Source organism: Paraburkholderia sp. FW306-2-2C-D06C (genome assembly GCF_058781505.1).
The window spans coordinates 1-23,165 of record NZ_JBYSWU010000071.1 but is presented as its reverse complement, the minus strand read 5'-3'; the positions used below and the strand labels follow the sequence as shown (position 1 = coordinate 23,165).

Genomic DNA, 23,165 nt, shown 5'->3' with positions numbered 1-23,165 from the left:
CGCCGGACATGACCGATGGCCTGTTGCGAGAAAATCAAGGAGCGCGGGGCGGCGTCACCGATAGCCTGCGACCGCCTCCGCATCGAACGCATCGGCACCCGGCAGATGCGCCCATTCGTTCGGGCCCGGGTCTATTTCGGTAATGGCCAGCAGACACGCATCGAGCTCCCGCCGCAGCCGGGCGTGGTCGATCGCCTGTCCAATGAACACGATTTCCTGCCGGCAATCGCCGACCGGCTCCTCCCATTTGTCGATTATGCCCTGACGACGATAGTCGTCGCGCGGCCAGTCCGGCTGCGGAACGAAGCGCCACCAACGTCCGACATAGCCCCATTGAAAGCGCCCGCCGGTCTGGACGAGCATACCGATATCGACATGGCGATGCGCAGTCCAGAAATAGCCCTTGCAGCGAAGCAGGCGGCCGTTGCTCCATGGTTGCTGTAACCACGCCAGGAGGCGCGCCGGATGAAACGGCGCGCGCTCCCGATAAACCGATGACGCGATCCCATACGACTCCGATTCCGACGGCCGATCGTCGGCCCGTATCCGTTGCATCCAGCCCGGTGATTGGACGAGCGCCGGCAGATCGAACCGGCGGGTATGCAGCACCTCTGACGGATCGACTTTTCCGTTTGCCATCGGAAGGATCCGCGCGGACGGATTCAGCGAGACGAGCACCGCCCGCAGCCGCTCGAAATCCGCTTCGCCGATCCGATCAATCCGGCTGACCAGGATTACGTTCGCGTATTCGACCTGCTCGACCAGCAGATCCGAGAGCTTGCGCGGGTCGATGCCGTCATTGCCTTGATCGCGGTCATCGCCACTGCCACCGGCCGAGACGGGGTCAGTCGATTCCAGCATCGCCTCGAACGTTTCGCCGTCCACGACGGTGACGAGTGTATCGAGTCGCGCGAGCTCGCTGAGACTGAAGCCGTTCCGGTCGAGAAACGCGAACGTTTCGGCGATCGGCATCGGTTCCGAGATGCCGGTCGATTCGATCAGCAGGTAATCGAAGCGTCTCTGCCGCGCAAGCACGCTGATCTGCTCAAGCAGATCAGCGCGCAGCGTACAGCAGATGCAGCCGTTGCTCATCTCGATGAGCTCGTCCTCGCCGCGATGCAGCTCGACATGCCGCCGCACATCGTCCGCGTCGATGTTCACCTCGCTCATGTCGTTGACGATCACCGCGACCTTCAGTCCCGCGCGATTGCACAGGACATGGTTCAGCAGCGTCGTTTTCCCCGCGCCGAGGAACCCGGACAGCACGGTCACCGGGATCCGTGCCGCCGGATCGTCCGGTGCAGATGATGACGCGAATGATGGCGCGATTGTATTCACGCCGGCACACCGTCGGCGTGTTTTCCGCCCCGCGCGGCTGCGGCATCGGCGCGTGCCGGCGCGCGGTCCAGATAGCCTTCGAACAGATCGGCAACCACGTAGCCGTCGTCCGCGGCATCGCCCCACAGATCCTTCACGCGAAATTCGACGTGATAGGTCGGCTGATGCACGGCGCTGGTATCGCCGTGACCGATCGTGTCCGGGAACGGCCACGATTCGGTCGTCCGATGCAGCACGATGCCTTCCTTTCCGCGCACGTAACCCGGTGCGCGGATGTGCCCGCTCACGTATTCGTCGCGGACGATCACGCGGTCGCCGACTTCGAACCGCGTCGAGCCGGCGTGGGCCGCGCGGCCCGGCGAATGCGGCGGATTCGCGAGCCTGAACCGCGAGCCGAGCGCGCGGTCGAGTTCTTCCTGCGTCAGCACGCCGGTTTCGACAAGCAGCGTCGCGGTCGCGATCACGTAGCGCTCGTAGTAGCGCGTGCCGACGTGCTGGCGCACGTCGATCCGTTCGACCGCGTGTCGCACTTCGTCGACGCTGAATTTCTTCAACTGATCGACGCCGATGAACATCAGGCTGTACGCGAGATGTTCCCAGTCTTCCTTGAATACCGGCTTGTAGCCGAGGCTGTTGATCGCATGCGGAACCCGGCCGAAGCCCTGGAAGCCGCCGAGGTCGTGAAAGCCGTCCATATGTGTACTCCTGAATGAATGTCGTTGGGATAGGGCGGTGCTGATCAGCCCACGCGCGGCAGCGCGACGCCGATCAGTACGTCCTTCGTGACTAGCGTTTGCAGCTCGGCTTCGCTCATCTGCTCGCTGCCTTCCGGGCGTACCGGCAGCACCAGGTAGCGGCTTTCGGCCGTCGTGTCCCATACCTTCACGACGACGTCGTCGGGCAGATCGGTGCCGAGTTCGCGCAGCACCGTGCGGCCTTCCCGAACGAGTCGCGCGCGGTATTCGAAGCCCTTGTACCACTCGGGCGGCAGACCGAGCACCGGCCAGTTCGTGCACGAGCAGAGGCTGCAGACGATCACGTTCTTCAGCGTCGGCGTATCTTCGAGTGCGACGATGTATTCGCCTTGCGGGCCGGTGTAGCCGAACTGCGCGCACGCCGCGGTGCCGTCCTTCAGTAGCAGCTCGCGGAATGCCGGATCGACCCACGCGCGCGCGACGATGCGCGCGCCGTTCGCCGGATCCCAGGTCGTCGACATCAGTTCCGTCAGGCCTTCGATATAGCCGTCGGGGATCAGGTTCTTTTCCCTCATGACCCGAAGCAGTGCCCAGGCACGTTCGCCGGGCGTCGAGGTCGTTTCCGCGGATGGGTTCGCGCTCATGGTGGGGACTCCTTGTGATGGATCGGGATGACCGTCGTGGCGTCGATGCCGCCACCGTGCCCGGGCGGGTACGCGGGCGTTTCCGGTCACGCTCGAAGAACAGGGTAAGAAGAGAAAAAGCGTGGTTCTTTGTCCGAACGGATCAGAAACTGTGCTGAGACGGATTCAGGCGCGCAGTCGGCGACGGGGCGGGAAGTGCGCGGGGCAACCCGCTGTATACGAGGCGCCCGACTGTCGTATGCGCCGACGGCCGGGGCGCTCCGTCGGCAGGAAATCATAGTGACGGATAGCCGTTTTGTTGCCGCCGCGTAGCGCCGATCGCAGAAGCCCGCCCCAGCCAATTTCTTGTTCCGTCAGGAAACAGAACCGCATATTTTGCCTTCCTATTCTCTCTCTCAAGCGACGCCCATCGGGTTGTCACGAATCGGCGGCGCGTCGGACGCACTGCCGGATAACAGCCACGCAGCACACCACAATACTGGCGTCCGGTAACGGCACACGTTCCTCGCACGTCGAGCGCGGTTGTGTCTGCTCATCCAGGTGAGGGGAATGATGGAAAACGTCAACAAAACTAAACTGAAGCGGATCGCGAGCTGGATCGGCGCGTCGCTGATGCTGGTCGCAACGCACTACGCGGGCGCGGTCGAGGTCGATCCGGGCGACTACGAGCAGTACCCGGCCGGCGCGACCATCGGCGTGCTGTACTACAACTACTCGGCGACGAACGCGTATTACTCGAACGGTAGCAAGACGTCGGATTTCGACTTGCAGTCGAACGTCGGCATCGCGCGTCTGCTGCACGTGTTCCAGCTGACCGACCGGCTGACGATCGATCCGCAGATCCTGCTACCGTTCGGTCACGTCAGCGGCTTCGGCAACGCGAGCGCGCTCGGCAGCACGACTGGCGTGGGCGACGTGATCCTGACCGCGCCGCTGAAGCTCCGCCTGAACGACGCGAAGGACATCGCGGCCGCGACCGTCTATCTGTACGCGCCCACGGGCAGCTACGACCAGAACCGCAGTCTCAACTTCGGCGCGAACCGCTGGTCGCTCGACTTCCAGGCCGCGTACGTGAAGCACTTCTCGCCGCACTGGGCGCTCGATCTGGTCGGCGACGCGATCTGGTACGGCAACAACACGTCATACGGCGCGAGCGGCGCGACGCTACATCAGCGAATGAGCTACAGCGCGCAGGCGATGGTCCGCTACATGCCGGATCCGGGCACGTCGCTTGGCCTCGGCGTCACGCAGTTCTGGGGCGGTGAGACTAGCGTCGACGGGATCGACAGCCACGACGCACTGCGCACGACACGGATGCGGGTAACTGCGTCGAAATTCGTGACGAAAGCCGACCAGGTGCAGATCCAGCTCGGCACTGACCTGAGCGTGCGCAACGGTCCGAAGGACAGCCTGCTCGTCGGTCTGCGCTACGCGCACATTTTCTGAACCGGGTCTGAGCCTTACCGATTCGTCATCCTTATCTTTGATTCTTCGACATCCCATTAATTTTCGAACGAGGTCATTCATGGAATCCGCCATCGACAAACACCTGGTCTGCCCGCGCACACTGTCGCGCCGCGTCGCCGACGATTACCAGCCGCCGTTCCCGATGTACGTCGCACGCGCGGCCGAGGACCTGAACCTGGTCGTGATGGGTTACTTCGGCGTGCAGTATCAGGGCACCGACAAGCGGGCGACCGCGCTCGCCGCTTTGCGCCGGATCGTCGCAGATTTCGGCGCGGCGGACGGCCCCGCTAACCACGACCTGACGCAGCACACGGACAACCAGGGGTATGACAACCTGATCGCCGTCGGCTACTGGCGCGACCCGGCCGCGTACGAGCGCTGGCTCACGTCGCCCGCGATCGCCGAATGGTGGGCGTCCGACGAGCGTCTCACCGACGGGATCGGCTATTTCCGTGAGATCGTCGCTCCGCGCGCGGAGCAGTTCGAGACGTTGTACGCGTTCACCGAGGATTTTCCGGGCGTCGGCGCGATCATGGACAGCGGCAGCGGCGAGGTCGAGGAACACGGCTACTGGGGATCGATGCGCGACCGCTTTCCGATCTCGCAGGTCGACTGGATGCGGCCGGACGGCGAGCTGCGGATCGTGCATGGCGATCCGTCGAAAGCCGGCCGCGTCGTCGTGCATGCGCACGACAACATCGCGCTGATCCGATCCGGGCAGGACTGGCGCGCGACCGAGAACGACGAGCGCCGGCTGTATCTCGACGAGATCGAGCCGACGCTGCGCGCCGGCATGGACTTCCTGCGCGACAACGGCGCCGACGCCGGCTGCTACAGCAACCGCTACGTGCAGTCGATCGATCTCAACGGCAACCTGCTCGACGAGAGCTACAACATCGGGCACTGGCGTTCGCTCGACCGGCTCGAACGCTGGGCCGAATCGCATCCGACCCATCTGCGGATCTTCGTCACGTTCTTCCGCGTCGTCGCCGGGTTGTCGAAGCTGCGGCTCTATCACGAGGTGTCCGTGTTCGACGCGAAACATCAGGTGTACGAATACGTGAATTGCCATCCGCGAACCGGGATGATGCGCGACGCCGTCGCGATCGCCACCGCCCGCTGAATGGTCCGGGCGCCGCGTGTGCGGCGCCGTCTTACCGATCTGGAGAACGTTGATGGCTATCAAGCGGCCGACCCGTGAACAACTTTCCGACCTCGCAGCCGGTTTCGGCTTCCATGTCGATCAACGGCAGCTCGCCGATTACGACGAAGCACTGCAGGCGAATTTCGATGCGTACGACGCGATCGACGCGCTGCCCGATTATCTGCCGGCCGTCGCGTATCCGCGCACGCCCGGTTATCGCCCGGAAGGAGACGAGAACCGCTACGGCGCGTGGGCGCGCAAGAGCACGATCCACGGTGCGCCCGACGGCAAGCTGCGCGGCAAGACCGTCGCGGTGAAGGACAACATCTGCGTGGCCGGCGTGCCGATGCGCAACGGCGCGAGCACGTTCGAGGGTTACGTGCCGGACGTCGACGCGACCGCCGTCACGCGGATGCTCGATGCCGGCGCGACGATCGCCGGCAAATCCACTTGTGAGTATTACTGTTTTTCTGGCGGCTCGCACACGAGCGCGTCCGGGCCCGTACACAACCCGCGCAAGGCCGGGCATTCGTCGGGCGGCTCGTCGTCCGGCAGCGGCGCGCTGGTCGCGAGCGGCGAGGTCGACATGGCGCTCGGCAGCGACCAGGGCGGTTCGGTTCGGATTCCGTCCGCGTATTGCGGCGTCTACGGGATGAAGCCGACACATGGACTCGTCCCGTACACCGGCGCGATGCCGATCGAGGCGACCGTCGACCATCTCGGGCCGATGACCAGCAACGTGCTCGACAATGCGCTGCTGCTCGATGTGATTGCTGGCTACGACGGACTCGATCCGCGTCAGCAGGCGCTGCCGCCGCGCTCCGATTATCTCGGCGCGATCCGCGACGGCGTCGCTGGGCTGCGGATCGGGATCCTGCGCGAAGGGTTCGGGCTCGCGAATGCGGAATCGGTCGTCGACGAGGCGGTGTTACTCGCCGCACATCGGCTTCGCAAGCTCGGCGCGAGCGTCGACGAGGTGTCCGTGCCACTGCATGGGACGGGCACCGCGATCTGGCTGCCGATCGCGGCCGAGGGCGCAACCCAGCAGATGATGAAGGGCAACAGCCACGGCTTCAACTGGGGCGGCCTGTACGTGACAGGGATGATCGATCACCACGCGGGCTGGCGCGAGCGCGCCGACGAGCTGCCGGATACCGTGAAGGTGACCATGCTGCTCGGCGAGTATTTCACGAGCCGGTATCGCGGGCGTTATTACGCGAAGTGCCAGAACCTTGCGCGGCGGCTGCGCGCGGATTACGACGCGGCGCTGCAATCGTACGATCTTTTGCTGATGCCGACGGTGCCGATGCGCGCGTCGAAGCTGCCGGAACCCGGCTGCGCGATGTCGGAATCGCTGACGCGCGCGTTCGAGATGCTCGCCAACACAGCACCGTTCGACGTGTCCGGGCATCCCGCAATGTCGCTCCCGTGCGCCGTTGCCGAGGATCTGCCGATCGGGCTGCAACTGGTCGGCCGCCGCTTCGACGAGGCGACGATCTATCGGTGCGCGTATGCGTTTGAACAATCGTCCGACTGGCGTCAGACGGCGCTCGTCTGACGCGTACGACACGCGTCGGTGTGACCGGCGGCGCGGCCTTCGCGACCATGCGGGGGTCGCCGCGCCGGGCGTCGCGTCGGCGCGCGATGCGGCGTAAGCTGTCGGATCGATTGGACAACGACTTTTTGAACGGGCAGGCTACCGGATCCCCCGTTCGCTCATCCATGTTGGGGCACGATCATGACGATGCAACCGATCATTCCCGCCGCGCGCGACACAGTACCGGGCGTCGTGTCCGGCGGTGCGCCGTTCGAGTGGACGAGTTCGGCGATCGAGGTGGCAACCGCCGGCTCGATTAGCCAACGCATCGAATTCTGGCGCGAGATGATCCTGCGCCTGTTCGCGGACGTGCAGATCGCAGCGGTGCAAAAGCCTGATTTCTTCGGAAAAGTGCGGCAGCGCAAATGCGACAAGCTGCGGATCTCGGATATCCATGCGAGCGAGCAGGCGGTGATCCGGCGCTATCGGCAGGCGCGCAGCGAGTACGAGGACAAATACTTCGCGGTGCTGATGCTCGAGGGCAGTCAATCGGTCGAGCAGGACGGCAAGATTGTCACGCTGCATCCGGGCGATTTCGCGATCTACGACGCGACGCGCCCGCATCACCTTCAGTTCGGACAGTCGTGGCACGAGATCGTCGTCAGCATTCCGCGCACGACTTTGAACCAGCTCGTCGTCGGGATGGAGCACCGCACCGCGTGCCCGATTCCGACCGCGCAGGGCGTCGGCAGCGTGATGCGTGGTTTTCTCGAGCAGATGTCGTCGCAGATCCGCCATGTGTCCGAGGACGAGATGCTGCAGTTGTCGGACACCGCGATCTCTTTGATCGCGATGACGCTCGGGAACCTGCAGCGCAACGATGTCGTGCAATCAAGGATGAAGGCGCTAACGTTGACGCGCGTGAAGCGGCATCTGCTCGAGCACCTGCGGGACCCGGAGTTGAACCCGATGATGATCGAGCAGGCGATCGGAATTTCGTCGCGATACATCAACAAGCTGTTCGAGGCGGAGAACACGTCGCTGATGCGTTACGTATGGAACCTTCGGCTCGAACGCTGTGCGGAGGATCTCGTGAATCCGCAGTGCGCGGTGCTGCGCGTGTCCGATATCGCGTTGCGGTGGGGGTTTAACGACATGTCGCATTTTAGTCGCGCATTCCGTGAGCGCTTCGAGACATCGCCGCGCGAATGGCGCAATCGGGCGGTGACAACACGTCCGCACGACCGATGATGCGTGTGTACGGGCCACCCGCCGCAACGTGAGATTGCCTGGGCGTGGTCTGCACAACTGGTTTGGCTGCACATGAAGTCTCCAACCCCAAGTCGGGGTACCTTCAGGATCCGGAAATTTTACGTACGCCAGCATTTGGGAAAGCCTTGCTGCATAAGCCTTGACGGACGTCATGCGTCGCAATGATCGGCCGCCCGTAGGGAGCTGCAGGAGAAGGGGCATCCGGTCGACGCTGATGTCCTCAAGGTGCTTTCACCGTACCGGCGGGAGCACATTAACCGGCTCGGTGACTATCTGCTGGATCTTCTGCGCCCAGTTCCACCACTCGATCCGACCATCAATTTCGCATTCAAATCAGCCGCTTAGGCTGAGATGCGGCGGATTTTTAACGAATCCCGGCCAGACTTCGACAAGATGTTCAACGTGTATATCCGCAGCACGCGGCAGAAAATCATCCCGGCGCGTGACTACGGTAAAACCACGGGCGTTGTCATTCTCCTCAACAACATGACACAACCACTCGCTGGTCTCGCGGTAGGGGTGTTCTCGACCCGCTTCGGCCCCGGCACGGTAATTCTGGTTCTGTCGTTGTGTATGGGCTGCCTCGGCCTCCTTGTCTCGCTTGCTCCGCGTTTTCGGAAAGACCAGAACCCCTCGGCGGCGTCAGCATCCTCCCACGAACGCTAGGTCATGATGGAGCGATTTCACAGCTACTTCGAAGACAGCGCGATCCGCCAGCGAGGCAAGATCGCGCTGACGGTCGACGGCAGTTCGGCAACCTATGAAGAATTGCTGGACGACGCGTCGATTATCGCCGAAACACTCCGCCGTCTTGATGTTCCGTTTGGCGCGCGCGTTGCAATTTATTCGGAGATGTCAACGCACGCCGTAGCGGCCGCATTGGGTGTCCTGAAGGCCGGATGCGTACTTGCGTGCATCCGGCACACGATTCCCACTGCCGAGCTGGAGCAGCAGATAACCGATAGCGGCGCAAGCGCACTCATCGCATCGCGCTCAACCGCCCTCCGTGTTGCTTCCCGCCATCGCGCGGCCAGTGCCGACATGCCCGGCGGTCGTCTGTCGGAACGCATCGTCTGCTTCGCGATCGATGGTGCGCCGGACGCCACGAACATTGCACCGCATGACGCCGCGACCATCTTCTACACGTCGGGCTCAACCGGCGATTCAAAGGGCGTGCTGCTCACACACCGGAACATGATCGCCGCTTTTCGCTCGGTTTCCGGCTAGGTATCGCCGTGATTTCAATGCAGATTACGACGGTAGGCCGTTTCAAGCCCGACAAGGCTTTGCGAACCGGCCCGATTTAAATATCCATGAAAATCAGATGGTTGCTGTTTGCGTTTTCTGGCGTCGGCAAGCGCGGCAGCGCCTTGCGTCAAACTCGCCCGCGCCCGCCGGAAAGTCTTGTCCAGTCTGGCTTTGCGGCCAGTCGAGCGGTCGGCGCGTGATCCCACCGCGCCGTGTCGCTGACAGGTATGCCAGCAGTTGGCATCACGTCTGTCTGGCCGGAATAGCGTGCGAATCTAACGCTGGGAAACCCGTTTTCGAGCGACCGCCGGCAGGCTATCCGGGAGCAGTGCTCCTATCGCCGCGAAACCGCCCCGAGCGAGGCCTGCCCCGAGTTCGTCAGCAGTCATCCGAGGCCCGACAGGAAACGGTTGATTTGATTGGGGATTATATTAGGTGCTGACCGCTGGTCCATGTCACGTCTAGATCACGCTACCGTCGTAATCTGCATTGAAATCACGGGGATACCAGAAATAGACTTCGAGTGCCTCGCGCGTGATTGCACACTCGGCGAAGCACAGGCGGAAATCGATTCTGCTTCCGTCGGCCGACACGCTTGGGGCGAAATCCAGTAGGTCCATCGGACACCTCGTAAATTCATCGGCGAACTTTTTACCTACTGTCGCTCGCTTCCAAATTTACCAGATCGAAACGCGTGGCCGACCGTGTCCGCCTAGAACGTGAGTTCGGGTAGATGCCGGACCGGCTCCACCTTATAGATGAGGTTTTGACGTTTGGGGTTGATTGGTTGGTCCTTGACGGTTAGTTGCATTATTTATGTCCACATGCAGCTTTCCAGTACACCGTTCGATGAGCTAGCCGATTCCTAAAGACTCTCACTGGCACCCGCGCATCCGTCGACATGAGAGTCAAGACACTGACGCCAAGCGCCTGGGTACTCAAACGAAAGGAGCCAGCTTTGCAGTTCAACCGAAGAGAACCAAATCAAGTGCCTATCACCGCCGCAACGTTCGCGCGCTCGCCGACAGACATTACCGAGCGTATCGCGCATGATCCTGCAACCGGCCCCCTCACCAATTCCCTCCCATCAGTGCTATCCACTGCCTTCAGACAAGCAGTTCATCAGCACACTGCTTCGGTACCAGCAGGAAAATTCCCCCGCTCTCCCGATTCATGAAGGCCGATAGACGTTTAGCGCGATGGCATGCCTTGTGCTCTTTACTTTTTACGACGAGAGCCAGATCGCTCTGTCTCATTCCACACATCGACCTTAGAGCGGGCGCATGACAGCACGAAACCGACACGAAACATCGCCACTTTCACGCGGCACCGACTATGAACAGTTGGCCGCCAGGTTTCGACCTATCTTCAGCCGGATTGCGGAAGGAGCGCTCGAACGCGAACGCATCCGTGCGCTGCCGTATGAGCAGATTGTCTGGTTGAAGGAAGCAGGCTTCGGCGCCGTCAGAGTGCCGGTCGAGTACGGTGGCGCCGGCGCGTCACTGCCGCAACTCGTGCAGCTCCTGATCGAACTGGCCGAGGCCGACTCGAGCCTGCCGCAAGCATTACGTGGCCACTTCGCTTTCGTTGAGGACAGGATCAACGCCGCGCCCGGCGCTGCAAGGGAGAAATGGCTTCAACGCTTCGTGGCCTGTGAAATCGTCGGCAATGCCTGGACCGAAGTCGGTGCGGTCAAGATTGGTGACGTGATCACGCGCGTATCGCGCCACGACAGCCAATGGGTCGTCAACGGAACGAAGTATTACAGCACGGGAAGCATCTTCGCCGACTGGATCGACGTCTATGCGCAGCGCGACGACAACGGCGCCGACGTCATCGCAGCGGTGAGTACGCGCCAGCCGGGCGTCAAACAAAGCGACGACTGGGATGGCTTTGGCCAACGCACCACTGGAAGCGGCACTTCCATATTCGAAAACGCTGTGGTCGACGAAGAGAACATCATCGACTTCTCCACGCGCTTCAAATATCAGACGGCGTTCTATCAACTCGTGCTGATCGCTGTGATCGCGGGTACCGGGCGTGCGGCACTACGCGACATCTCCCATGAAGTGCGCAAGCGCACCCGGGTTTATAGCCACGGCAACGCGCCACGCGTCAGCGAAGATGCCCAGGTGCAGCAGGTGGTGGGGCAAATCGCGGCCCGCGTGTACGCCGCAGAGGCCGCGGCTGTGCGTGCTGCAGAGCCCTCGCAGAGAGCGTACGAAACGCGCTTCGGCACCGACCGCGATGCCGAACAGGCCGCAAACGTGGCGGCCGAAATTGAATCGGCAAAGGCGCAAATCGCGGTGGCAGCACTGATTCTGCAGGCGACGACCGACCTCTTCAACGCACTCGGTGCGTCGGGTGTCAGCGAAAATAAACTGTTGGACCGTCACTGGCGAAACGCGCGCACAGCGGCATCGCATAACCCGCTTATCTACAAGGAACGGATCGTCGGCGACTGGGAAATCAACGGCAAAGAGCCGCCCTTCGTCTGGCAGATCGGCAACAGCAGAACGGCAGCTTAGTCCGCGACCGCCACGGCATGCAGCGTCAGGCGGACCAGCCTCGCGGCCGGTCCGCATCGACTTCTAACGGCAAGCAAATAAGAAGCTGCGTCTACCATCGGCAGTGCGAGCCTACTTCTGCGCCGAAATCTGCTTCGCGCGGATCAACCGTGCCCGCAGCACGTTGCGGCTAATGCCGAGCAGCCTCGCCGTCTGAATCTGATTCCGGTAGCAGAAGTCGAATGCCACGCGCATCACGGTATCTTCGATCTGTTCGAACAGGTTGCCTTCCGCGTTATCGAACAGATGGCGCAACGCCGCCTCCAGCCCTTCAAGCGGTGTTGTTGACGCCGGCTCGTTGGCCGCTCGTCGCGACACATGCATCCCGAACGACGACATCTGCAGATCGCCCTCGCCCAGTGAATCGCTGCGGCACACCAATAACGCGTAGTGGATAACGTTCTCGAGTTCACGAATGTTGCCGGGCCAACTATGCTCCAGCAGCTTGCGCTCCGCGCGCGGCTCGATGTTGACAGCGCCGTATCCCAGGCGGTTTCGATACTCATCGATGAAATATCGGGCCAGTGGCAAGATATCGCCGGGCCGGTCACGCAGCGTCGGCACAGCCAGATGCACCACGTTCAGGCGATAAAACAGATCCTCGCGGAAATGTCCCGCCGCCACGGCGTCCTGCAGATGCACATTGGTGGCGGCCAACACCCGCACGTCGATTGGAATGCTCCTGCGCGAGCCGAGCCGCACGATTTCCCGTTCCTGCAGCACGCGCAGCAGCTTGACCTGCATCGACAGCGGCAAATCACCGATCTCATCCAGAAACAGCGTCCCGCCATTGGCCGCTTCGAACCAGCCGGGTTTCGCGCAGAACGCGCCGGTGAATGCGCCCTTCTCGTGGCCAAACAATTCGCTTTCCACCAGCGACTCGGAGAATGCCCCGCAATTGACCGCCACAAAGGGGCCGCCCTTGCGGACGCTGAGGTTATGCACGTGGCGTGCGACCAGCTCTTTACCGGTCCCCGTCTCGCCGATCACGAGCACGTTGGCGTCGCTCGGCGCCACCATGCGAATGCGTTCGAGCAACGCCACCGATCGCGGGTCCGAGAAGACCTGCGCGGTAGCACGAATGGAGGTGATGAGCGTGCGCTTGTCTGGCATGGTCAGCAAAGGCGGCGCTTCCGTTCGCGCGATGGTTGAGCGGTCCGGTAACACGTGATTGAGTGAATAGTTCATGAGTAGAAGCTCGGCGTCGGATATCGTTGCGTCAAAGTCCATTCGCCGATTTCGCGAAGCTTGTAGGCGAGCGGATCATGAAGCGTATGGGTGCGCAAATTTCGCCAATGGCGGTCCAGCCGGAGCGCGCCATGCGTCGCGCGCGCTCCGGCGACGTCGAACATCCGGGTACAGATACTGAACCCGATTTCGGTGGCGGCGACCTTGGCCGTTGCGACCGCCAATGCCACTTCACCGCGCTCGGCTTCGGTCAGCGCATCTCCGCGGGTCCAGGCGGCATCGAAACGGTCTGCCGCGCGGTCGGTCAGGAGCCGCGCCGCCTCGAGGCCCGCCCAGAACTCGCCGTACTGGCCGAGAATATAAGGATCTGCCGACGTAGTTTGCACACCGGACGTATGCCATGGACGCGCTTCGTGCAGCGTGTAGTGGCGCGCATCATTGAACGCGCTTTCCCCGATGCTCAGATAGATACTCGTCAGGATCAATTGCGCGAGTAACGGACGCAGGCAGGCGAAAGGCGTCGACAGCGGCCCTGGCTCGGTCAAAATCTCGTGATTTTCCACACGCACCTTTTCCAGTGTCACCGTGCCGCTATCCGTTTGCCGCTGACCGATATTGTTCCAATCCTCCGCAACCGAGATACCTGAGCGCCCGGTCGGCACCGCCGCGACCAGCAAAGTCCCGGTGTCAGCGTCGCGAGCGGATGCGATCAACATTTCGGAATCGAGCGCGCCAGAACAGAAGCTCTTCTGTCCGCTGAACTCTCGCCAATCCGCGTGCGAGTAGCTCACGGTCCGCTCATCGAGCGGATTCAACGCATTACCCCAGAACCATTGATAGCGCGCAGTCTGCTCGAGCCATGCGCGCCACTGCGGCGGCGAACCGAACAGGCGAACCGTTGCCAACATCAGATGGTGAAAACCGAATATATGTCCGAGCGAACTGTCCGCCCGGCCGAGCGTACGCACCACGTCCAGGGTTTGACGCCAGTTGGCTCCGAGACCTCCATGCTCCAGAGGAATGCTCATCGCGAGAAGACCGCTGGCGCGCAAGGCGTCCCGTTCGGCTTTCGGTGTTCCACCCAGCGCGTCGCGCTCGGCGGCAGTCGTGGCAAACCCCACCGCCAGCTGCTGCGCGATCTGCAGCGGCGTTTCAGTGACGGCGATTGTCTCATCGTCCGGTAACACAGAAGGCGGCGCGTCCTGCAGTACGTAGGTCGAATTCATATGGCCACAGAGTTGCTTCCTGAGAGAGATATTCTGACGATCTACCGCACCTTCCGATGCATTTTGTTCTGGTAACCAAAGTCGAATTGCTGATTACGCAGCAGCGTCGTTATGGACGCTGCCTCTGCATCAGCACCGCAGCCATTTGACGCCTCCCAGGCAACAGACTTGTCGGAATACTGAAAGCCTGCACGCGCCGCGCCGATACCCGGCGCTGCTGCTCCAGCAGCAGCGCTGAGGCCATATTGCTTCACCAGCTTCATACGACAGCCTGCAATGGTTTCATGTCACCGCGATATGCGCCGACGAAATAGCTTCGAACAGGCATGCCATTTGACTTGGCGGGCGATCGACGGATGTCGGCGGGTTAGTCAAAAGACCGGCTTTCCCGCACAAAGCCGATGGCACGGTATTCGCTAAATAAGCTGCACTCCCGATTAATTCATTTTCGATTGAAAGGATTGTTCGCATGAGCAACAGATTGAAAGTGGTCGCCGTCTCCGGTGGATTGCAACGGCCGTCACGCACTCTCATCGTGGTCGAACGCGTGCTCGCCGCACTCGGCGACGCGCTGCCAGTCGACCCGCATCTCGTCGAACTCGGCCAGATCGCCTCAAGCCTCGCCGGCGCGGTTCATCGCGCGCAGGTCCCTGCCGACGTGGAGGCGCGCATCAAGGCCATTGAATCGGCCGACCTGCTGGTGGTGGCGAGCCCGGTTTATCGTGGGTCGTATACGGGGCTTTTCAAGCATCTGTTCGATCTCGTGCATCACGAGGCGCTGTTCGATGTGCCGGTTCTGCTTGCCGCAACAGGCGGCAGCGATCGCCACGCGCTCGTCATCGATCACCAGCTGCGCCCGCTTTTCAGCTTCTTTCAGGCGCGCACCCTGCCGATCGGCGTGTATGCGTCGGAAGCGGATTTCAGCGGCTATGCGATTTCGAACCCGGCACTGGAAGAACGCATTGCACTGGCGGTGACACGTGCGCTGCCATGGCTGCATGCCGGCCGCATCCCAGTTCCGTTCCCGCAAGCCGCAACACTGGCTGCATAGACCCGTCACTCAATCATCAGGAACACCATGAGCCAGAACCACTCTCACGACGATGCCATCAAATTCGCCTACTGGGTGCCCAACGTCAGCGGCGGCCTGGTTGTCAGCACGATCGAACAGCGCACCGACTGGAGTCTCGAGTACAACCAGAAGCTCGCACAGACCGCCGAACAGGCGGGTTTCGAATACGCGCTGAGCCAGATTCGTTTCACCGCCGGGTACGGTGCCGAATATCAGCACGAATCGGTTTCGTTCAGTCAGGCCCTATTGCACGCAACGACCAGACTCAAGGTCCTGGCCGCGATTCTGCCGGGCCCGTGGCATCCCGCAGTCGTTGCCAAACAACTGGCGACGATCGACCATATTTCCAACGGCCGCATTGCGATCAACGTGGTGAGCGGCTGGTTCAAAGGCGAGTTCACCGCGATCGGTGAGCCATGGCTCGAACACGACGAACGCTATCGCCGCTCGAACGAATTCATTCAGGCGCTCAAAGGCATCTGGACGCAGGACAACTTCACCTTCAAGGGCGACTTCTACCGCTTCAACGATTACACGCTGAGTCCCAAGCCCGTCCAGACGCCCCATCCGGAGATATTCCAGGGCGGCAGTTCACGCGCCGCACGCGACAACGCCGCCAGCGTTTCCGACTGGTACTTCACCAACGGCAATACACCGGAAAATCTGAAGGCGCAGATCGACGACATCCAGGCCAAGGCGGCCAAAAACAATCACAAGGTGCGCATCGGCGTTAATGCCTTCGTGATCGCCCGCGATACCGAAGAAGAGGCCAGAGCGGTGCTCGCCGACATCATCAAGCATGCGCACGTCGAAGCCGTGCATGCCTTCGGCGACGCCGTCAAGCAGGCCGGCAAGGCTTCGCCCGAAGGCGAAGGCAATTGGGCCAAGTCGAGTTTCGAAGACCTCGTGCAATACAACGACGGTTTCCGCACCAATCTCATCGGTACGCCGCGGCAGATCGCCGAGCGCATCGTCGAACTGAAATCGGTGGGAGTGGACCTCGTGCTGACTGGCTTCCTACATTTCATCGAAGAGGTGGAGTACTTCGGCAAACGGGTCTTGCCGTTGGTGCGCGAGCTCGAACGCAAGCAGCAGGCAAAGGCTGCCTGATGATGGCGAACGCAAAGCCGTCGACGCTACCGGACTGGCTGCGCCATCAGGCGCAGCGCCGGCCGCATGCTATCGCCTTGCGCTACAAGCGGCTGGGCGCATGGCACGCGTTGTCATGGCACGACGTGGCCACGGCGGTCGAGCAACTGGCCGCCGGTCTCGCACAACGCGATTTTACGGCGGGCGACGCCCTGCTGCTTGTCAGTCATCCGCGTGAGGAGGCGCTGCTACTGTCGCTCGCGGCCCAGTGGAACGGCGGCGTGGCAATACCGCTCGACCCGCAACTCACCGACGACACGTTGCGCTCAGTGCTCACGCATCTCGCCCCACGCTTCGTGTTCGCCGAAGACGACAACCAGGTGGATCGTCTACTGGCGCGCGAAGGATTGCGTGTGATCGATGCCAACCCACGCAATCTGACGCCCCATCCGCATCCCGACGTCACCGACTATCGCGCACTGTCGACCTTGCACGAAGGCCGCTTCGCCTCCGCCGCTCATCCTCACGACGACGCATTCGCCTTCGTGCGTCTTGATACGGATGGGCAGCTCGTTGCCCAGCGTTTATCCCATGCGACGCTGGTACGGGAAGCCGGGCAATTCGTCGGCGCGGAGAAACTGACTGCAGGCGACGAAGCGTTTGCCGCACGCGCATTCGCCGCGGCGTCCCAGGCGCGCTACCTGATCGCGCCGTGGGTGCTGAGCGGCTTCCGCCTGAATTTTCCGGAGTCACTTGCGACGCGCGACAACGATCGCCGCGAACTCGCGCCGACGCTGGTCGCCGGCACGCGCGAAACCTATGCCCGGGTGGCCCAGCTCGTCGACGACCGCTTGCCAGGCGCACGCTCATGGCGCCGTCGTCTGATCAGCCGGGCGCAGCGCAGGCAGGGCGGTCCGCTGGCGCGCACCTTGACCTGGTGGCTCATCACCCGCCCGTTGCGCGAAGTAATCGGCTTTTCGCGCACGCATGCCGCGCTCGTCATCGGGCCACCGCTTGACGAGACGACCGCCGCGCTATTCGAAGCGTTACGTGTCGACGTGCGCGCCTGGCCCGATACCGGCGAGTGGCGGCGCGTCGAACAGCAGCGTGAAGCACCGATGCGCCAGCGCTACGCGGCAGACGGCGCGGCGGAACAGCCGGCATATTGATGCATGACCCGAGACTCCATGACTACATCTTCCAGCGCCCTGCTGTCGCTCGATCACATCTCGCTGTCGTTCAAAGGCGTGAAAGCGATCACCGATATCAGCTTCGCGGTGCGCACGGGTGAAATCTGCGCACTGATCGGCCCTAACGGCGCGGGCAAAAGCTCGCTGCTCAACGTCATCAACGGGGTCTATCAGCCGCAGCACGGCAGCGTGCATTTCGACGGCTACGCCTATCGGCGGATGAATCCGTATCACGCGGCGCACAGCGGCATCGCACGCACGTTTCAGAACATCGCGCTGTTTCGCCGCATGAGCGTGCTGGACAACGTGCTCACCGGCCGCAATCTGCACCGGCGCAGCACGTGGCTCGAACAGACCTTGAACATCGGCCGCGCGCGCAGCGATGAAACCGCGCAGCGCCAATATGCCGAAATCGTGATCGACGCACTCGACCTGCAACGCTATCGGCATACCACCGTCGGCACGCTGCCTTACGGCGTGCAAAAGCGCGTCGAACTGGCCCGCGCCCTCGCCGCCGAGCCCCGTCTGCTGCTGCTCGACGAGCCGATGGCCGGCATGAATGCCGACGAAAAGCGCGCCATGGCCGGCTATGTGCTCGACGCCAACACGCAATTCGGCGTGACTGTCGTCCTCATCGAGCATGACATCGGCGTGGTCATGGACCTGTCGGATCACGTGGTCGTGCTCGACTACGGCAAGAAGATTGCCGACGGCGCCCCCGCCGACGTGCGCAGCAACCCGGATGTGCTAGCGGCCTATCTCGGCACCCGTCATTGAGAGACCGAACAACATGGGATTTTTCCTCGAAGTACTCGTCGGCGGCTTGCTGGCGGGCGTGATGTACTCAATGGTCGCGATCGGTTTCGTGCTGATCTATAAAGCGTCCGGTGTATTCAATTTCGCGCAGGGGTCGATGGTGCTGTTTGGCGCGCTGACCTACGTGAGCCTGGTCGAGCGGCATGTGAACCCCGTGCTCGCGTTCGGCGTGACGCTCGCGGCACTGGTGCTGATTGCGTTGCTGATCGGCCGCCTTGTACTTCGCCCACTGGTGAATCGGCCGCCCATTGTCCTGTTCATGGCGACACTGGGACTGAGCTTCATTCTCGAAGGCACAGCGCAGTTGTTCTGGGGCGCCCAGGTGCACGGCCTGGATCTTGGCATCGACGACAAACCGTTGAATGTGGGCGGCGTCATGATCAGTCAGTTCGACATCTTTGCCGCGGCCACCGCCGGCGTGCTGGTAATCGGCCTGTCGCTGCTGACCAATCGCACACGGCTCGGCTTGTCGCTGCGCGCCGTCGCCGACGACCCGCTCGCCGCACTGGCCATCGGCGTGCGGCTGCCGCGCATCTGGGCGATCGTGTGGGCGCTGGCCGGCTTTGTCAGCCTCGTGGCGGGGCTCCTATGGGGCGCGCGGCTCGGCGTGCAGTTCTCGTTGTCGCTGGTCGTGCTGAAAGCGCTGCCGGTGCTGATCATCGGCGGGTTTTCGTCGATCGGCGGGGCGATTGTCGGCGGTCTGCTGATCGGCGCATCGGAGAAGCTCGCCGAGGTCTTTGTCGGCAGTCTGCTCGGCGGCGGCATCGAGAACTGGTTTCCCTATCTGCTCGCGATGCTGTTTCTGCTCGCGCGGCCGGTCGGCCTATTCGGCGAACCCGCCGTCGAACGCGTGTGAGGCCGCCTATGTCATCCTCACACATCATCCTGAAATCGCACCCGCAGCGCTTGCCGCTGCTGAAGATAGGGTTCGCGGCCATTCTCGCGCTGACCGCGTTCATCGCCATACCCGTATTCGGCAACGACTATTGGCTCAACGCGATTCTGATTCCGTTTCTCGTGCTATCGCTCGCGGGACTGGGGTTGAACCTTGTGACCGGCTATGCGGGACAACTCTCGCTCGGGTCCGCTGCGTTCATGTCGGTCGGCGCCTATGCCACCTACAACCTAGTGGTGCGGCTGCCGGCGTTGCCGCTGGTCGTCGATCTGTTTCTCGGCGGACTGATCACCGCCGTTGTCGGTGCGCTGTTCGGTTTGCCGAGTCTGCGCATCAAGGGCTTCTACCTGATCGTCTCGACTCTGGCCGCGCAGTTTTTCGTGGAATGGATCTTTACGCGGGTGAGCTGGTTTTCCAACGACGATACGTCGGGCGTCCTGAGCGCGCCGCGTCTCGCGGCATTCGGCTGGAAAATCGGCACGCCCGCTGCGCGCTACCTGCTCGTACTCGGTGTCGCCTCGGTGCTGTTCGTTCTGGCGGCCAGCCTCGTACACAGCGAACTCGGCCGACGCTGGATGGCCGTGCGCGACATGGACACGGCTGCGCGCGTGATCGGCATTCCGATCGGCCGCACCAAGCTGCTCGCATTCGCGCTCAGTTCGTTCGTCATCGGCATTGCGGGCGCGCTGTGGGCATTCGCTTATCTGGGCACGGTCGAGCCGCACGGCTTCGATCTCAATCTGTCGTTTCAGGTGCTGTTCATCATCATCATCGGCGGCATGGGCAGTATCGGCGGGAATTTTTTGGGCGCGGCGTTCATCGTCCTGCTACCCATTCTCCTCTCGAACGCGGCCGGTGCGCTCGCTACCGTCGGTATCGAAGCCGGCCAGTTGCAGAACCTGCAGAAGATCCTCTTCGGCACGCTGATCATCTTTTTTCTCATCAAGGAGCCGGACGGGCTTGCAAGACTGGTTCAGACTGCGCGGAATCGTCTGCGCGACTGGCCGCTGCGTGCATAACGCCGGTTTCTCTCATCGTTTTTCAAACCACCGCTTGTCCATTCAAGGTCCACTCAGTATGAATTTCATCGACTCCCTTAAAAGGCGCGGGACGGTATCGCGCGTGGCGGCTGCCGCCAGCCTGATGCTTGCCCTCACCGCTGCATCCGTACCCACCGCGCAGGCCGCGGGCGAAGAGTACTTCCCGCTGCAAAGCTACCGCGTCGGCCCGTATGCGGCGGGCGGCAGCGGCTTCTTCGGCGGCTTCATCGACTATATGAACCTCATCAATAAGCGCGATGGCGGCGTCAATGGCGTCAAGCTGACATGGAGCGAATGCGAAACCGAATACGTCGTGGAAAAGGGCGTGGAATGCTATGAGCGGCTCAAGGGCGGCCTGAACGGCGCTCCCGCGGCGGCGACCAATCCGCTTTCGGTCGGCATCGCCTATGCGACGCTCGACCGGTCGACCGCCGATAAAATTCCGCTGATCACGATCAACCACGGCCGCACGGATTCCACCGACGGCGCGGTGTTTCCGTATGTCTTTCCGCTGCAACTCAACCCGTACAGCGAAGTCTCCGCGATCGTCAATTACATCGGTCAGCAATCAGGCGGGTTGAATCAGCTCAAGGGTAAGAAGATCGTGGTGCTCTACCACGGCTCTCCTTACGGCCGCGAGACGATTCCCGTGCTGGACGCACTGGCTAAAAAATACGGCTTCGAACTCACGCAGATCGAAGTGCCGCATCCGGGTAACGAGCAAGGTTCGCAGTGGCTCACCATTCACCGGATCAACCCGGACTGGGTGATTTTGCGCGGCTGGGGCGTGATGAATCCGGTCGCGTTGAAGTCAGCACAGAAAGTGGGCTTTCCGGCCAATCACATCATCGGCAACATCTGGAGCAATTCGGAAGAGGATGCGCGCCCAGCAGGCGACGCCGCAAAGGGGTTCATTTCGATCACCACGCATCCTTCGGGTACCGACTTTCCCGTCATTCAGGCGATCAATCAGTATGTGATCAAACCCGGCAACGGCAACCTGAAAGACCCTGCGCGTTTCGGTACGGTGTACTACAACCTGGGCGTGGTCAACGGCATTCTCAATGTCGAAGCGTTGCGCGTGGCGCAGGCCAAATTCGGCAACAAACCGCTCACCGGTGAACAGGTGCGCTGGGGCTTCGAGCATCTGAATCTCGACGACGCGCGTCTCAAGCAATTGGGTACGTACGGGCTGGTTCAGCCGTTGAAACTGTCGTGCTCCGATCACGAAGGCGGCGGCGCCGTACGCTTCCAGCAGTGGGACGGCCAGCAATGGAAGGTCATTAGCGGCTGGGTGCAGGCAGATCGTGCACTGCTGCGTCCGATCATCGAGAAGTCGGCGAACGCGTACGCTAGGGAAAAAGGCATTACGCCGCGCGATTGCAGCAAGGATATCTGAGCATGAGCGCCGCCCCGATTCTGCAGGTCGAGGACATCGCCGTGACGTATAGCCAGCTCGTTCCGGCACTGCGCGGCGTTTCGCTGACGGTGCCGACCGGCGCCATCGTCGCGCTGCTGGGCGGCAATGGTGCGGGCAAAACCACCACGCTGAAGGCCATCTCGAGCCTGATACGCGCCGAGCGGGGCGAACTGACGTCGGGCCGCATCGCGTATCGCGGCGACGCGATCACCGACGCCGACCCGTGGACGCTCGCCGAGCGTGGGCTCGTCCAGGTCCTGGAGGGGCGGCGTTGCTTTGCGCATTTGTCGGTCGAAGAGAACCTGCGGCTGGGCGCGTTTGTGCGGCGGCCTAGACGGGCGGAGCTCGAGGCGGACCTCGAGCGCATCTACGGGATCTTTCCGCGGCTCAAGGAGCGTCGCAAGACGCTTGCGGGCTATACGTCCGGCGGCGAGCAGCAGATGGTTGCGATCGGCCGCGCCTTGATGGCGCGGCCCGCTCTGGTATTGCTCGACGAGCCTTCGATGGGGCTCGCTCCGCAGGTTGTCGAAGAGATCTTCGCAATGGTGGCGGCCCTCAATCGGGACGATGGCGTGAGCTTCCTGTTGGCGGAGCAGAATGCGGCGATTGCGTTGCGCTATGCACAATTCGGATATGTACTCGAAAGTGGCCGGGTCGTCGCGCAAGGCAACGCACCAACGCTGCTGAGGCTCGACACCCTGCGGAATGCGTATCTGGGTAGTGGCCAACCCGGTGTTGACGGAACGCCGCGAAGGTCACGTCGATTACGAACTCAGCCTGCTATCCCAAGCGCCGAGACGGATTCTCTCCCGGTCTAGCAACATCGCTAACAACTGGTTGCGGGTTTCAGCCACTGATCTTGACGGCGAGCGGACACTCAAACGAAGCGCAATTGCACGGACTGGCGACAAATTTCGCGAACAACTGCGGCCGCCCGTTCAGTTTAATTGCGCAAGAGCCTACTTATCGAGGCCTAGTAAAACATCTTTATAATGCAACCGCGCGACGTAGATTGAAACTTGCGAGAAGACCAATCCGCCGACGCCGCCCCCGATCGCCGCGCCAAATATCGGGTGATCAACCTCTGCACCCAAGTGACTACCCAAACCAGCGCATATGCCACAGGCAAGCAGACCGACCCAAGTCTGCCAGTGGTGCCAAGTCCGGCGATAGACGCGCCTCCAAACTAAGCGTCGCTCCCTTGCGGGCATATTCCTGAGCTCAGGAATGCTCTTCAAAGGGCGTTGTCAGGTTATCAGGTCGGTCACGTAAGATGGCGTGATGAAGAAATCGAAATCGCTCTATCACGGTCACCGT

At 62.0% G+C, this 23,165-nt stretch carries 21 protein-coding genes and 2 pseudogenes; 16 read left to right on the top strand and 7 right to left on the bottom strand.

Annotated elements, in window-relative coordinates:
- Nucleotides 1-54: 54 nt before the first annotated feature.
- Genes AC3WLT_RS33985 through nthA form a run of 3 tightly spaced genes read right to left on the bottom strand, consistent with a single transcriptional unit; the run spans nt 55 to nt 2,677 of the window.
- Nucleotides 55-1,338, bottom strand: a complete 1,284-nt coding sequence (locus AC3WLT_RS33985) for a GTP-binding protein (RefSeq protein ID WP_492595996.1) — start codon at nt 1,336-1,338, stop codon at nt 55-57.
- Nucleotides 1,335-2,033, bottom strand: coding sequence for a nitrile hydratase subunit beta (gene nthB, locus AC3WLT_RS33980; protein WP_492595995.1), 699 nt, complete (start codon nt 2,031-2,033; stop codon nt 1,335-1,337). Before nthB ends, AC3WLT_RS33985 begins: the two co-directional genes overlap by 4 nt.
- Before the next feature lie 44 nt (nt 2,034-2,077).
- Nucleotides 2,078-2,677, bottom strand: a complete 600-nt coding sequence (gene nthA, locus AC3WLT_RS33975; RefSeq protein ID WP_492595994.1) for a nitrile hydratase subunit alpha — start codon at nt 2,675-2,677, stop codon at nt 2,078-2,080.
- A 549-nt stretch (nt 2,678-3,226) separates the two neighbouring features.
- Between nthA and AC3WLT_RS33970 the strand changes: the two genes are divergently transcribed.
- The 7 genes and pseudogenes from AC3WLT_RS33970 to AC3WLT_RS33940 all read left to right on the top strand — a co-directional run bounded on the left by AC3WLT_RS33970 (nt 3,227) and on the right by AC3WLT_RS33940 (nt 9,324).
- Entirely contained in the window at nt 3,227-4,123 is an 897-nt protein-coding gene (locus AC3WLT_RS33970) for a transporter (protein WP_492595993.1), read from the top strand.
- A 79-nt stretch (nt 4,124-4,202) separates the two neighbouring features.
- On the top strand, nt 4,203-5,267 hold the full coding sequence (gene oxdA / locus AC3WLT_RS33965) for an aliphatic aldoxime dehydratase (protein ID WP_492595992.1): 1,065 nt from the start codon (nt 4,203-4,205) through the stop codon (nt 5,265-5,267).
- A gap of 52 nt (nt 5,268-5,319) precedes the next feature.
- Nucleotides 5,320-6,846, top strand: coding sequence for an amidase (locus AC3WLT_RS33960; RefSeq protein ID WP_492595991.1), 1,527 nt, complete (start codon nt 5,320-5,322; stop codon nt 6,844-6,846).
- Nucleotides 6,847-7,026: 180 nt separating this feature from the next.
- A complete protein-coding gene (locus tag AC3WLT_RS33955) occupies nt 7,027-8,076 on the top strand; it encodes an AraC-like ligand-binding domain-containing protein (protein ID WP_492595990.1) in 1,050 nt (349 codons plus the stop codon).
- A gap of 198 nt (nt 8,077-8,274) precedes the next feature.
- Nucleotides 8,275-8,442, top strand: a pseudogene (locus AC3WLT_RS33950) (hypothetical protein); the annotation flags it as partial.
- 39 nt (nt 8,443-8,481) lie between these two features.
- Nucleotides 8,482-8,763, top strand: a pseudogene (locus AC3WLT_RS33945) (MFS transporter); the annotation flags it as partial.
- A 3-nt stretch (nt 8,764-8,766) separates the two neighbouring features.
- On the top strand, nt 8,767-9,324 hold the full coding sequence (locus AC3WLT_RS33940) for an AMP-binding protein (protein ID WP_492595989.1): 558 nt from the start codon (nt 8,767-8,769) through the stop codon (nt 9,322-9,324).
- 482 nt (nt 9,325-9,806) lie between these two features.
- Here AC3WLT_RS33940 and AC3WLT_RS33935 read toward each other — a convergent pair whose 3' ends face one another.
- Entirely contained in the window at nt 9,807-9,965 is a 159-nt protein-coding gene (locus AC3WLT_RS33935) for a hypothetical protein (RefSeq protein WP_492595988.1), read from the bottom strand.
- Nucleotides 9,966-10,628: 663 nt separating this feature from the next.
- On the opposite strand from AC3WLT_RS33935, the gene AC3WLT_RS33930 reads away from it, so the two are divergent.
- Nucleotides 10,629-11,873 carry an acyl-CoA dehydrogenase family protein gene (locus AC3WLT_RS33930; RefSeq protein WP_492595987.1) on the top strand — a complete coding sequence of 415 codons (1,245 nt, stop codon included), beginning with the start codon at nt 10,629-10,631 and terminating at the stop codon, nt 11,871-11,873.
- 111 nt (nt 11,874-11,984) lie between these two features.
- Here AC3WLT_RS33930 and AC3WLT_RS33925 read toward each other — a convergent pair whose 3' ends face one another.
- Genes AC3WLT_RS33925 through AC3WLT_RS33915 form a run of 3 tightly spaced genes read right to left on the bottom strand, consistent with a single transcriptional unit; the run spans nt 11,985 to nt 14,589 of the window.
- Nucleotides 11,985-13,100, bottom strand: coding sequence for a sigma-54 interaction domain-containing protein (locus AC3WLT_RS33925; RefSeq protein WP_492595986.1), 1,116 nt, complete (start codon nt 13,098-13,100; stop codon nt 11,985-11,987).
- Nucleotides 13,097-14,326, bottom strand: coding sequence for an acyl-CoA dehydrogenase family protein (locus AC3WLT_RS33920; RefSeq protein ID WP_492595985.1), 1,230 nt, complete (start codon nt 14,324-14,326; stop codon nt 13,097-13,099). The genes AC3WLT_RS33925 and AC3WLT_RS33920 overlap by 4 nt, the downstream gene beginning before the upstream one ends.
- Nucleotides 14,327-14,367: 41 nt before the next feature.
- Entirely contained in the window at nt 14,368-14,589 is a 222-nt protein-coding gene (locus AC3WLT_RS33915) for a hypothetical protein (protein WP_492595984.1), read from the bottom strand.
- Between the two features lie 206 nt (nt 14,590-14,795).
- Here AC3WLT_RS33915 and msuE point away from each other — a divergent pair, with 206 nt between their 5' ends.
- The 8 genes from msuE to AC3WLT_RS33875 are packed head-to-tail and all read left to right on the top strand — an operon-like array spanning nt 14,796 to nt 22,666.
- Nucleotides 14,796-15,377 carry an FMN reductase gene (gene msuE / locus AC3WLT_RS33910; protein ID WP_492595983.1) on the top strand — a complete coding sequence of 194 codons (582 nt, stop codon included), beginning with the start codon at nt 14,796-14,798 and terminating at the stop codon, nt 15,375-15,377.
- Nucleotides 15,378-15,404: 27 nt separating this feature from the next.
- Nucleotides 15,405-16,508 carry a dimethylsulfone monooxygenase SfnG gene (sfnG, locus tag AC3WLT_RS33905; RefSeq protein WP_492595982.1) on the top strand — a complete coding sequence of 368 codons (1,104 nt, stop codon included), beginning with the start codon at nt 15,405-15,407 and terminating at the stop codon, nt 16,506-16,508.
- The gene (locus AC3WLT_RS33900; protein WP_492595981.1) at nt 16,508-17,656 is read left to right on the top strand and encodes an AMP-binding protein; all 1,149 of its coding nucleotides are present in this window, start codon (nt 16,508-16,510) and stop codon (nt 17,654-17,656) included. The genes sfnG and AC3WLT_RS33900 overlap by 1 nt, the downstream gene beginning before the upstream one ends.
- Before the next feature lie 18 nt (nt 17,657-17,674).
- Nucleotides 17,675-18,454 (top strand): ABC transporter ATP-binding protein, encoded by a 780-nt coding sequence (locus tag AC3WLT_RS33895; RefSeq protein WP_492595980.1) that lies wholly within the window; start codon nt 17,675-17,677, stop codon nt 18,452-18,454.
- A gap of 13 nt (nt 18,455-18,467) precedes the next feature.
- Nucleotides 18,468-19,349: a branched-chain amino acid ABC transporter permease gene (locus AC3WLT_RS33890; RefSeq protein ID WP_492595979.1), complete on the top strand. Its 882-nt coding sequence runs from the start codon at nt 18,468-18,470 to the stop codon at nt 19,347-19,349.
- Nucleotides 19,350-19,357: 8 nt separating this feature from the next.
- Nucleotides 19,358-20,407: a branched-chain amino acid ABC transporter permease gene (locus tag AC3WLT_RS33885; protein ID WP_492595978.1), complete on the top strand. Its 1,050-nt coding sequence runs from the start codon at nt 19,358-19,360 to the stop codon at nt 20,405-20,407.
- 58 nt (nt 20,408-20,465) lie between these two features.
- Entirely contained in the window at nt 20,466-21,827 is a 1,362-nt protein-coding gene (locus AC3WLT_RS33880; RefSeq protein ID WP_492595977.1) for an ABC transporter substrate-binding protein, read from the top strand.
- Nucleotides 21,828-21,829: 2 nt separating this feature from the next.
- A complete protein-coding gene (locus tag AC3WLT_RS33875) occupies nt 21,830-22,666 on the top strand; it encodes an ABC transporter ATP-binding protein (RefSeq protein ID WP_492595976.1) in 837 nt (278 codons plus the stop codon).
- The last annotated feature ends 499 nt before the right edge of the window (nt 22,667-23,165 follow it).